Source organism: Nocardioides sp. (assembly GCF_051876515.1).
In the GTDB taxonomy this organism is placed as follows: Bacteria; Actinomycetota; Actinomycetes; order Propionibacteriales; family Nocardioidaceae; genus Nocardioides.
In genome coordinates this window covers 1-10,474 of sequence record NZ_JBJEHY010000125.1, presented here as the reverse complement: position 1 = coordinate 10,474, position 10,474 = coordinate 1, and the positions used below count along the sequence as shown (strand labels likewise).

At 70.6% G+C, this 10,474-nt stretch carries 12 protein-coding genes and 1 pseudogene; 1 reads left to right on the top strand and 12 read right to left on the bottom strand.

Features of this window, described 5'->3' with window-relative positions; translation table 11 throughout:
* Positions 1 to 185, bottom strand: a pseudogene (locus ACI379_RS09050) (NADH:flavin oxidoreductase); the annotation flags it as partial.
* 161 nt (positions 186 to 346) lie between these two features.
* Here ACI379_RS09050 and ACI379_RS09045 point away from each other — a divergent pair.
* Entirely contained in the window at positions 347 to 700 is a 354-nt protein-coding gene (locus ACI379_RS09045; protein WP_439791759.1) for a hypothetical protein, read from the top strand.
* 2 nt (positions 701 to 702) lie between these two features.
* Here ACI379_RS09045 and ACI379_RS09040 read toward each other — a convergent pair whose 3' ends face one another.
* The 11 genes from ACI379_RS09040 to ACI379_RS08990 are packed head-to-tail and all read right to left on the bottom strand — an operon-like array spanning position 703 to position 10,362.
* Complete coding sequence (locus ACI379_RS09040; protein ID WP_439791758.1) at positions 703 to 1,932, bottom strand: hypothetical protein; 1,230 nt, start codon at positions 1,930 to 1,932, stop codon at positions 703 to 705.
* Complete coding sequence (locus tag ACI379_RS09035; RefSeq protein ID WP_439791757.1) at positions 1,929 to 2,369, bottom strand: carboxymuconolactone decarboxylase family protein; 441 nt, start codon at positions 2,367 to 2,369, stop codon at positions 1,929 to 1,931. The genes ACI379_RS09040 and ACI379_RS09035 overlap by 4 nt, the downstream gene beginning before the upstream one ends.
* Before the next feature lies 1 nt (position 2,370).
* A complete protein-coding gene (locus ACI379_RS09030) occupies positions 2,371 to 3,249 on the bottom strand; it encodes an NAD(P)-dependent oxidoreductase (RefSeq protein ID WP_439791756.1) in 879 nt (292 codons plus the stop codon).
* Between the two features lie 23 nt (positions 3,250 to 3,272).
* Complete coding sequence (locus tag ACI379_RS09025; protein WP_439791755.1) at positions 3,273 to 4,049, bottom strand: SDR family oxidoreductase; 777 nt, start codon at positions 4,047 to 4,049, stop codon at positions 3,273 to 3,275.
* Between the two features lie 2 nt (positions 4,050 to 4,051).
* Positions 4,052 to 5,539 carry an aldehyde dehydrogenase gene (locus ACI379_RS09020; protein WP_439791754.1) on the bottom strand — a complete coding sequence of 496 codons (1,488 nt, stop codon included), beginning with the start codon at positions 5,537 to 5,539 and terminating at the stop codon, positions 4,052 to 4,054.
* Positions 5,536 to 6,180 (bottom strand): hypothetical protein, encoded by a 645-nt coding sequence (locus ACI379_RS09015; protein WP_439791753.1) that lies wholly within the window; start codon positions 6,178 to 6,180, stop codon positions 5,536 to 5,538. Before ACI379_RS09015 ends, ACI379_RS09020 begins: the two co-directional genes overlap by 4 nt.
* Before the next feature lie 5 nt (positions 6,181 to 6,185).
* Positions 6,186 to 6,383, bottom strand: a complete 198-nt coding sequence (locus ACI379_RS09010) for a ferredoxin (RefSeq protein WP_439791752.1) — start codon at positions 6,381 to 6,383, stop codon at positions 6,186 to 6,188.
* Between the two features lies 1 nt (position 6,384).
* Positions 6,385 to 7,797 carry a cytochrome P450 gene (locus ACI379_RS09005; RefSeq protein WP_439791751.1) on the bottom strand — a complete coding sequence of 471 codons (1,413 nt, stop codon included), beginning with the start codon at positions 7,795 to 7,797 and terminating at the stop codon, positions 6,385 to 6,387.
* A complete protein-coding gene (locus tag ACI379_RS09000; RefSeq protein WP_439791750.1) occupies positions 7,794 to 8,570 on the bottom strand; it encodes an SDR family oxidoreductase in 777 nt (258 codons plus the stop codon). The genes ACI379_RS09005 and ACI379_RS09000 overlap by 4 nt, the downstream gene beginning before the upstream one ends.
* Entirely contained in the window at positions 8,570 to 9,790 is a 1,221-nt protein-coding gene (locus ACI379_RS08995; RefSeq protein WP_439791749.1) for a cytochrome P450, read from the bottom strand. Before ACI379_RS08995 ends, ACI379_RS09000 begins: the two co-directional genes overlap by 1 nt.
* On the bottom strand, positions 9,787 to 10,362 hold the full coding sequence (locus ACI379_RS08990) for a TetR/AcrR family transcriptional regulator (RefSeq protein ID WP_439791748.1): 576 nt from the start codon (positions 10,360 to 10,362) through the stop codon (positions 9,787 to 9,789). Before ACI379_RS08990 ends, ACI379_RS08995 begins: the two co-directional genes overlap by 4 nt.
* Between the last annotated feature and the right edge of the window lie 112 nt (positions 10,363 to 10,474).

Here is a 10,474-nt window from a genome sequence, read left to right as displayed (position 1 = left end):
ACCGCGGGGTACGCGACGGTCGTCATCCCGACGCCGCCACGGCCGACCGCGGTGTGGAAGTCGACCAGCTCCTGGGTGACCTGCCCCTGGGGGGTCTTGCCCTCGAACGTCGCAGCCTTCACGACGCGGTTGCGCAGGGTCACGGGGCCGAGCTGGGCCGGAGCGAGGACGTCAGGTGTGGTCACGGCCAGAAATGTAACGTGTTCCAGTCCACTTGGGGAGGGTCGTCTTCTGCCCCGCCACCGCGGCCGACCGCAACTCGTTTGGCCTTGTCACCACCTCCCGCCTAGCGTGGAGCCAGACGTACGGCGCTCGCGCCGTCCGACCGGGGGAAGCAGAGACCACGATGAAGCGCACCGTCCACACACTCGTCGCCGCTGGCGCGGCCACCGCGGCACTGACCACGATGACCACCGTCCCCGCGCACGCCCAGGACACGCTCTTCGTGACCATCGGGGGCAAGCCCCGCGCCACCGGCTACTGGCTGCCGGCCACCAACCAGCTCTGCGTCCACCTCGTCCGCGGCTACCGGGCGACGGTGAGCCTGGGACGGGTCGGTCAGGTCCACGACTACCGCAGCAACAAGATGATGTCGTGCAGCATCGTGGACGCCGACCAGGGAGCCAAGTACCGCTTCACCCTCACCTGGGTGGGCACCAACGGCCGGGCGGCCACGCGCTCCCTCTCCGTGCGCGGCTGACCTCAGACCACGTACAGGGGAAGCGACCGCCGCGGCTCGAACGCGAACCCCGCACCCGTCGAGAAGCGGGTCACCTCGACCTCGTCGATCGGCTTGCCGGGCAGGTCCTCGACCACGACCCGCGCCGTCCAGGCGCTGTCGTCGCCGGTGACCTCGACCCCGAACTGCGGGTGCACCCCGCGCAGCAGGGCCTCCAGCGGCCGCTCGCGACCCGGCCCGAGGAGGCTGATCCAGCCGCCGTCGGCGTACGAGTCACCCGCCGTGACCGTGATCGTGCCGGCCTGGTCGTCGAACGTGGTCGGCACGTAGCCATACGGGTTGAGCAGCGGGTGCAGCGCGGCCACGCGCAGCGCCCCCTCGACCGTCGGGTCGATCCCCAGCGCCGCCCGGATCCGCTCGGCGGCGATCCCGGAGATCCCGATGAGCTGCTTCGTGGCGATCTTGGTGGCCGACTCCACGTCCGTGGCGCGCTTGTCCACCGCGATCCGGAACGACAGCACCAGCAGATGCATCTGCAGGCAGACCTCGTCCGCCATCCGCACCAGCGCCGCGCGCGAGAAGTCGGCGAAGTCGAGGTCGCTCAGCAGCGGCCCGTCGTACGCGTCCATCCCGCCGCCGCCCGGCACGATCTCGTCCAGGACGTGCGTGGCGGCCCGGGTCGCGGCCACCGTGGCGAGCTCGGGGTGGATCGGCGCGTCCGGGTACGACTCGTCGATGATCACCGTCCACGCACAGTGCGGGTCGCGGTCGGCCGGGACCCGCGGCGGCCGGTGGATCGGCCGGACCTGGGCCTTCGGGTTCGTGGCGACCGCGGTCGCGTCGAAGGTCGGGTCCTCGATGTCGTGGCACATCGCCTTGACGTAGTCGTCGCCCATCGGCTCGACGTCCATGAGCGCGCCGCAGTGGTCCAGGTGGAACTCTCCGTTCCAGCGGTCGTGGACGGTGTAGCGGAAGTCCATGAACTGCGGCGGCGCCCCGATGTCGAGCTGCAGCCCCTTGAAGATGGTGATGATGTCGTCACCCTCGTAGCGCAGCGCCTTCTGCATCCGCCGGGTGTACACCGGCGAGGACGCCGCCCACTCGTCGATCGCGACCTGCGCCATCTCGTCGCGCCCGAAGGCGCTGATGCACCACGCCATCCCGGAGCGGTCGATGAGCTGGCCGATCAGCAGCAGCTCGGGCAGCAGGACCGCCAGCTCCTCACGGCTCAGCGCCGCGTACCTCGACGTCACTCGCCCGACTCCTGGTCGGCGTCCGCGTCCGCCTCCGCGGCGAGCCGCTCCGCCTTCGCCCGGGCGCGCGCCGCCTTGGCGATCGTGTCCTCCACGACCGAGTTGATCCGCGCCCCGTTGGGCCAGCCCGCGTAGTGCGACAGGAAGACCACGATCTCGCGCAGGCCCTCGTCGTCGAGCTCCCCGTTGGCGTACGCGGCGGGGATCTGGATGCCCAGCACGTCGTGCCCGCCCGTGCCCGCCAGCAGCCCGATCAGCAGCAGCCGGCGGTCGCGGTCGGAGAGGCCCGGACGCGTCCAGATGTCGGCGAAGAGGTGGTCGGCGGTGTAGCGGAAGAAGTCGCCCTCGCCGTCGGTCATGTCGAACCCGTAGACCGTCTCCATCTTCTCCAGGCCGATCCGGCGCTGGGCGGGGAGTTCGTCGAACTTGCCACTCATGTCACTTCTCCTTGGTTTCGACAGGCTCAACCAGCGGGGCCCCCGGGGCGGGCAGGCCGAGCCCTCCCGCGAGCCGCTCCAGTGCCAACCGTGCCAGCGGCGTCTCGACCCCGAGGTCGTCGGCGAGCCGGAGCGCGAACGTCAGGTCCTTCTCCCCCAGCGCGCGCACGTGGTCGAACACCCCGAACCAGAAGTCCGACTCCTCGAGCTCGGCCGTGGTGGCGCGGTGCATGATCGCGCCCGGTCCGCCGGTGATCGCGTCCGTGTGGCGTACGACGTTGCCGAGCTCGACGAGGTCGAGCCCCGCCGCCTCGGCCAGGCGCTGCGCCTCGGTCGCCGCCGTGAACGAGACGAAGTGCATGAGGTTGCGGGCCAGCTTGAACTTTGTGCCCGCGCCGATCGGGCCGGCGTGGACGACCTTGCTGCCCATGACCTCCAGGGCGGGCCGGGCCGCCTCGAACGCCTCCGCCTCGCCGCCGACCATGATCGCCAGCGTGCCCTCGGCGGCCCCCATGGCGCCACCGGAGACGGGCGCGTCGAGCACCTTCACCCCGTGCCGCCCGGCCGTGTCGGCCAGTGCGGAAGGGGTGGTCGGCGCCACCGTCGAGTGGATCACCACGGTCTGCGCGTCCCCGGCGACCCCGAGGACCGCGCCCAGCACGTCACGCACCTGGTCGTCGTCGCGCACCATCACGCAGATGACGTCGCTGTTGAGGGCCAGCGAGGCGACGCTGCTCGACGCGTGCGCCCCGGCGGCGACCAGCTCGGCCACCGGCTCGGGAGCCACGTCGTACACCGACAGCTCGATGCCCTCGGCCCCGGCCAGCCGCAGCGCCATCGGCTTGCCGATGTTGCCCAGCCCGATGAACCCGACTCTCATGGTTTCTCCTGTCGAGGCCCCGGTCACGGCCGGAACGTCTGTCCGCCGTCGACCGCCAGGATCTGGCCGGTCACCCACGACGCCGCGTCGGAGAGCAGGAACGCGGCCGCACCGACCATGTCCTCCGGCTGCCCCATCCGCTTGATCGCGAGGTTCTTCACCAGCTCCTTCGACGCGTCTCCGGCCTGGGTACGGGTCGCGGCCGTGTCGGTCGGTCCGGGCGCGATCGCGTTGACCCGGATCCTCATGCCGCCGAGCTCGTGGGCGAGCTGCTGGGTGAGGCCGTTGACGCCGGACTTGGCCAGACCGTAGAAGCCGGAGTACAGGTACGCCGCCGTCGAGGACTGGTTGACGATCGAGCCGCCGCCACGCTTCTGCATCTCGCCGAACGCGGCCCGCGTCATCACCAGGGCGCCGTCGAAGTTCACGGACATGAACTTCTTGTAGTAGTCCCAGTCGACGGTGATGAGCAGGTCGAAGGCCATGTCGCCGTAGATGGCGGCGTTGTTGACCAGTCCGTCGAGACCACCGAACTCCTCGACCGTACGCGCCACGCACGCCGCGGCCGAGTCGGCCGAGGAGACGTCGGTCGACACGAAGATGGCTCGACCAGCCCCCGTTCCGGCCGCCTCGTTGATCGCCGCGGCGACCTTCTCCCCGGACTCCGCGTTGAGGTCGGCGACCACGACGCTCGCGCCCTGGGCGGCGAACCCCTTCGCGTACGCCTCGCCGATGCCCTGCGCGGCCCCGGTGACGATGACGACCTTGCCGTCGAGCTGTCCTGCAGCAGTGCCAGCCATGCTCACTTCACTCCCTCTGCGATGGTCTTGATCTCGAGGTACTCCTCGAAGCCGGCCACACCCATCTCGCGGCCGATGCCGGACTGCTTGTAGCCGCCGAACGGGGCGTCGACGCCGAACCACTGGCCGCCGTTGACGCCCATCGTCCCGGTGCGGATGCGTCGTGCCACCGCGTGCGCGCGGGCCGGGTCGCCGGACTCGACCGAGCCGGACAGGCCGAACTCCGAGTCGTTGGCGATCGCGACCGCGTCGTCGTCGCCGTCGTGCGGGATCACCACCAGCACGGGCCCGAAGATCTCCTCGCGGGCCACCCGGGCGGTGTTGTCGAGGCCCGCGATCACGGTGGGCTCGATCCAGAAGCCGCCCTCCAGCTCGCCCGTCTGGACCGCGACGGAGCCGCCCGTGGCGAAGCGCCCACCCTCCTCGAGAGCCAGGTCGAGGTAACCCTTGATCCGGTCGCGCTGGACCTGCGAGATCACGGGACCGCACACCGTGCCGCCGTCCGCCGGGTCGTTCGCACCCAGCATCGCCATCGTGCCGGCAGCCGACTCGACGGCCGCGTCGTACGACTCCCGCGGCACCAGCAGGCGCGTGGTCAGGGCGCAGCCCTGGCCGGCGTGCACGGCCACGGAGAAGGCGGCCATGCTCGCCGCCGCCGCGACGTCCGCGTCGTCCAGGACGATCGCGGCAGACTTGCCGCCCAGCTCCAGGAAGATCTTCTTCAGCGTCGGCGCCGCGGCCGCGGCGATCGCCCGGCCGGTGTTGGTGGAGCCGGTGAAGGAGACCAGGTCGATGCGGGGATCGCTGGCCAGCACGGCGGCCACCGAGTTGTCGCGGGGCATGACCACGTTGAACACGCCCGCGGGCATGTCGGTGCACTCGACGGCGAGACGGCCCAGCTCCGCGGCCAGCCAGGGGGTGTCGGGAGCAGGCTTGAGCACGACCGTGCACCCGGCCGCGAGCGCCGGAGCGATCTTGGACAGGTTGATCTGGTTGGGGAAGTTCCACGGCGTGATCGCGGCGACCACGCCGATGGGCTCGCGGCGAACCGTGCGGCGGCTGCGTACGCCCATGACCTCACCGATGCCGAGGTCCGTCTCCCAGGCGTACGACTCCGCCAGGTCGGCGACCCAGCGGACCGTCTCGACGGGTGCGTCGTACTGCGGGCCGGAGGTCAGCATCGCGGGCGCACCCACCTCGGCGGTGGTCAGCGCCCGCATCAGCTCGGCGTTGTCGACCAGCGCCGTGTGCAGCTGGCGCAGGCAGCGCACCCGCAGCTCCAGGTTGGTCGACCAGTCGGTCTCGTCGAAGGCGCGGCGCGCCGCGGCGATCGCCGCCTCCACGTCGTCGGCGGTGCTGTCGGGCGCGACACCGATCTCCTGGCCGGTGGCCGGGTTGAGGATCGGGTACGTCGCGCCGTCGGAGGCCTCGGTCAGCTTGCCGTCGACCAGCTGGCGCGCGGGCGGGTTGGTGGGCGTACGGGTGCTCATGCGGTCACCTCCGGCGCCGCGGCCTGCGTCACGTACTCACCCGCGGCGACCGGCGGCGGCCACAGCGTGGAGGTGAGGTCGGCGTAGCGGTAGTGCCCGGGCAGCTCCATGCCCTTGGCCCCGGTCTCCATCCGCTTGAGCAGGGTGTCGGGCGCCTTTCCGGCCTTGAGGATCTCGATGAACGTGCTCGTGGTCGAGGGCAGGTCGAACCAGTCGCGCTGCCAGTCGATCTTGACCTGGCCGGCGTCCGCGCCCTCGGTGACCCGCTTGAGGCCGAACCACGAGCCGCCGATGCCGCGGATCTCGTACTCCTCGCCGGTCTCGTCGTTGATGATGCCGGACTTCTGCTGCCAGAACCCGAGGACCATGTTCTTGGTCTCGTCGATCATCGTGCAGACGTAGTCGTAGTGCCAGCCGTCCAGGCCGTCCATCTCGATGCCGATGGCCCAGTCGCGGATCTGGTCGCGGCCCACGGCCATGAAGTGCTCGTCGGGGTGGTACATCCAGCCGTAGTTGCCGTCCTCGGCGTAGAACTCGGCCAGCGGCCGCCAGTCCCCGCTCTCCTCGACGTCGCGGTTGCCCTGGAGCCAGCCGGCCCAGAACTCCTCGATCTCGGCCCTCGTCAGGTTGCTCTCACTCATGTTCCTCAGTCCTCCTCGATGGAAAGGGCGAAGGCCGGGCAGTACTTCACGGCCATGGTCACGTCGCGTCGCAGCGACTCGTCGGGGTGCTCGTCGAGCAGGACCACCACGTCGGCGTCCTCGTCGAACCCGAAGACGGTGGGCGCCTCGCCCTGGCAGAGCTGGTGGCCCTGGCAGACGCTGGTGTCGGCGACGACCTTCATGTCAGCGACCCTCGCGGCGTCGGTACGTCACGCGGCAGGGGCGGGCGATCTGGATGACCATCTTCGACATGTCGTCGTGGTACGAGTCCAGGTCCTGGGCGGGTGCGAACTCGAAGTCCCGCAGGATCACCGAGAAGATCGCCTTCATCTGCATCATCGCGAACGCGTTGCCCACGCAGCGGTGCTTGCCGGCGCCGAACGGGATCCAGGTCCAGCGGTTCTGCAGGTCCTCCTGGTGGGGGTCGATGTAGCGTCCAGGGTTGAAGGTCTCGGGGTCCGGGAAGTCCTCGGGGATCCTGTTGGACACCTTCGGCGACGCGGCGATCAGGGTGCCGGCGGGGATGGTCCGGCCCAGCACCTCGAAGTTCTCCTTCACCAGCCGCATCAGCACGATCAGCGGCGGGTGCAGGCGCAGCGTCTCCTTGAAGGAGGCCTCCAGCACCGGGATCGAGCGCAGCGCCTGGAACGAGACCTCGGGCACCTCGCCGTCCTCGCCAGGGGTGTACAGCTCGTCGAGCTCGGCGACGACCTGCTCCATCACCTCGGGGTGGCGCAGCAGCTCGATCATGGCCCACGAGGCGGTGCCCGAGGAAGTGTGGTGACCGGCGAACATCATCGAGATGAAGATGCCGGTCACGATCTCGGCGTCCGTGCCGACCGCGATCAGCACGTCGAGCAGGTCGCGCTCCTCCCGCGGCACCTTCCCGCGCGCGATCCGCTCGTCCAGGATCACCTGGATCATGTCGACGAGCTTGGCCCGGGCGGCGTCGCGCTGCCGGAACGAGGAGATGTCGGCGTACGCGTCGACGTACGCGATCGCGTCCGTGCCCGACTCCAGCTCGTGGAAGACCTCGGCGAACCGCCCGTCGAGGGCCTCGCGGAACGGCTTGCCGATCAGGCACGCCGAGGTGGTGTAGATCGTGAGCTCGGCGAAGAAGTCGAGCAGGTCGATCTCGCCCTCGTCGCCCCAGCCGGCGACCATGCGGCGGATCTCGGCCTCGATGGTCTGGGCGTGCCCGCGCATCATGTCGCCGCGCAGCGCCTGGTTCTTCAGCATCTGCTGGCGCTCCTCCGGGGAGGCGTCGAAGACGACGCCCTTCCCGAAGATCGGGGTCATGAACGGGTAAGCGGCCGCCTGGTCGAGCAGGTCGTCGGGCGCCCGGAAGAAGGCCTCGTTGGCCTCGGCACCCGTGACCAGGACGACGTCCTTGTCGGCGATCCGGAACCGGCCGATGTCGCCGCACTCGGCGCGCACCCGGTCGAAGAGGCCGACGGGGTCGACCCGCATGTCCGGCAGGTGGCCGGTGCCCTTGATGATGTCGGGAACCTCGGGGCTCTGGTCGTCGATGACGGCGGAGACCAGCGGGATCTCGGCGAGGTGCTCCGCCGCGGTGCGTGTGGTGTCGGTGGTCATGGCTTCTCCAGGGGAGCTTCGGGGTTGACGTCGATGAGGCTGAGGTGGACGCCGCGGGGCGCCGTGACGATGGTGGTGATGGCGTCGGCCTGGGCGCGCGCCTTGAGGAAGTGCGGGTGCCGCGCGAAACCGAACTTCACCCACTGGTTGAGGACGAAGGCGCCGAGGTCGGCGTCCCAGTCGGCGCCCATCCCGCTCCAGGTGGGCCCGGGGCGTACGAGGGAGGCGCGGACGCCGGTGCCCTCGAGCTCCATCTGCAGGGCGCTGACCATGCCCTCCAGCCCCCACTTGCTGGCGGCGTACGCGGCCATGAACGGACGGGCGCGCACGGCCACGTCGGAGGAGACGAAGACGATGTCGCCGCGCTGGCGCTCGACCATGCCGGGACCGAAGGTGCTCACCAGCCGGTGGGCGCCGACGAGGTTGACGTCGATCTCGTCGGCGAACCGCTCCGAGGAGATCTCGACCAGCGCCCCCGGGCCCACGACGCCGGCGTTGCTGACGACGATCTCGACGTCGCCCAGGTCGGCGCGGACCTTCTCGGCGAACTCGGCGACCGAGCCGTCGCTGGACATGTCGAGGCGGTGGGCCACGGCCTCGCCGCCGGCGGCGCGGAGCTCGGCAGCGATCTCCTCGCACTGCTCGACGCGACGGGCACCCAGGGCGACCGGGATCCCGGCCGCGGCGAACGCCCGGGCGGTCTCCGCGCCGATCCCGGACGAGGCACCGGTGACGACGGCCGGACGGCGGACGGGGTGGACGGGCTTGGCCATCAGCTGATCTCCAGTCGCATCGGGAGGTGGGCGAAGCCGCGCACGTTGGCGGAGTAGAAGCGCACGGCACGGGAGTGGTCGACCTGGATCGAGCGGGTACGGCTCAGCAGCTCGCGCAGCACGAGACGGGCCTCGAGGCGGGCCAGGTTGGCGCCGAGGCAGAAGTGCCGTCCGCCGCCGAAGCTGAGGATCTTGCCGAACTCGTCGGGGTCGCGGTGGATGTCGAACCGCTCGGGGTCGGTGAAGACCCGGTCGTCGTGGTTGGCCGCGCCGAGGGCGAACATCAGCTGGCTGCCGGCCGGGACGGTGACGCCGTGGCGGGTCCAGTCCTGCGTGACCAGCCGGGCGATGAACTGGCTGGAGGTGTCGTGGCGCAACGTCTCCTCGACCCACGGGTCGACCAGGTCGTGGTCCGCGATCACCTCGGCCAGCTGGTCGGGGTGCTGGGTGAGGTGGAACATGGCGTTGCCGAGCAGCTTGGTCGTGGTCTCGTTGCCCGCCACCACCATGAGGAACAGGAACGCCGTGATCTCCTGGTCCGTCATCCGCTGGCCCTCGTCCTCGGCGAGGATGAGGGCGGTGGTGAGGTCGTCGCCGGTGGCGCCCTTCTTCTTCTCGGCCACGAAGTCGGCGTAGTAGCTGAAGAGCCAGCCCGCGGCCTCCATGCCGGCGGGCGGCACGTCGCGCAGGCCGTCCTCGCGGTGCACCAGCAGGTCGGCCTGGCGACGCACCTCGTCGCGGTCGGCCGCCGGCACGCCCATCATGTCGGAGATGACGTCCATCGGGATCCGGCCCGCGACGTCGCCGATCCAGTCGATCTCCTCGCGACCCACGGCCTCGTCGAGGTACGTGTGGGTGAGCCGCTGCACGAGCGGACCGAGCTCGCGGACCCGGCGGGGCGTGAACCCCTTGGAGACCAGGCGACGCAGGCGTACCTGCTCCGGGGGGTCCATCGCGAGGAACGACATCACGGTGTGCGCGTGGCGGTTCCACGCCGAGGCGTCGATGGAGACCCCGTTGGCGTTGGAGAACGACTCGTCGTCGCGGGTGGCGTCGTACACGTCGGCGTGCCGCGACAGGACCCAGTAGTCGTGCTCGGTGTTGTGGAATACCGGCGCCTCGTCGCGCAGCCGCGCGAAGAGCGGGTACGGGTCGTCCTGGACCGCGTGGTCGTAGATGTCGAAGTCGATGCCGGTGTCCGGCTGGTCGGTGACGGTCATGCGAGCCCTCTCGTGGCGATCTCCACGACTCGGTCGAGTCGGACGAGCGTGTTGTCGGTGTCGAGCAGCCCCATCCCGGCCTGGAGCAGGGCCCCGGAGAACGCGAACATCACCGCGTCCATCACGTCGGGGTCCGTGGCCTCGCCGAGCGCGCCGGAGAACCGGCGCCAGAACTCGTTGCCGATGGCCAGCCGCAGACGGTCGACCTCGGGGTCGCTGGCCAGCAGCGCGGTGTTGGCGGCGGCGGCCAGGTGGGCGGTGGCGAGCAGCGTCTCGGCGAGGTGCCGTACGACCGCCGAGAGGCGCTGCGTGGGCCCCCCGTCGACGACGGGCCCGGGGTTGTCGATCACGTGGCGCAGGTAGATCTCGGCGAACAGGTGGTTCTTCGAGGCGAGGTACGTGTAAGCGGTGGCGGGGCTGACGCCGGCGCGCGCGGCGACGGTGCGGATGGTCAGCTCCTCGGGGCCGACCTCCTCGAGCACGGCCTGCCCCGCACGCAGCAGCCGGTCGACGGTCTCGGCCTGGCGGGCGTTGAGGCCCTGCCGCGGCGCAATGGACACGTGACTGGACATGTGTCCAGTATGGGGGTGACGTGGGCCACTCCGCAAGGGGTCACATCGGCGGGCCTCCACTGACCCCCCGGGACCTTGCCTTCCAGCCCGCGCAGGCGGACAGTGGAAGGTC

Excerpts from the sequence above, each read along its gene's own strand:
- ACI379_RS09045 (WP_439791759.1), top strand. The coding sequence starts at position 347 with ATGAAGCGCACCGTCCACACACTCGTCGCCGCTGGCGCGGCCACCGCG.
- ACI379_RS09035 (WP_439791757.1), bottom strand. The coding sequence starts at position 2,369 with ATGAGTGGCAAGTTCGACGAACTCCCCGCCCAGCGCCGGATCGGCCTG.
- ACI379_RS09030 (WP_439791756.1), bottom strand. The coding sequence starts at position 3,249 with ATGAGAGTCGGGTTCATCGGGCTGGGCAACATCGGCAAGCCGATGGCG.
- ACI379_RS09025 (WP_439791755.1), bottom strand. The coding sequence starts at position 4,049 with ATGGCTGGCACTGCTGCAGGACAGCTCGACGGCAAGGTCGTCATCGTC.
- ACI379_RS09020 (WP_439791754.1), bottom strand. The coding sequence starts at position 5,539 with ATGAGCACCCGTACGCCCACCAACCCGCCCGCGCGCCAGCTGGTCGAC.
- ACI379_RS09015 (WP_439791753.1), bottom strand. The coding sequence starts at position 6,180 with ATGAGTGAGAGCAACCTGACGAGGGCCGAGATCGAGGAGTTCTGGGCC.
- ACI379_RS09010 (WP_439791752.1), bottom strand. The coding sequence starts at position 6,383 with ATGAAGGTCGTCGCCGACACCAGCGTCTGCCAGGGCCACCAGCTCTGC.
- ACI379_RS09005 (WP_439791751.1), bottom strand. The coding sequence starts at position 7,797 with ATGACCACCGACACCACACGCACCGCGGCGGAGCACCTCGCCGAGATC.
- ACI379_RS09000 (WP_439791750.1), bottom strand. The coding sequence starts at position 8,570 with ATGGCCAAGCCCGTCCACCCCGTCCGCCGTCCGGCCGTCGTCACCGGT.
- ACI379_RS08995 (WP_439791749.1), bottom strand. The coding sequence starts at position 9,790 with ATGACCGTCACCGACCAGCCGGACACCGGCATCGACTTCGACATCTAC.
- ACI379_RS08990 (WP_439791748.1), bottom strand. The coding sequence starts at position 10,362 with ATGTCCAGTCACGTGTCCATTGCGCCGCGGCAGGGCCTCAACGCCCGC.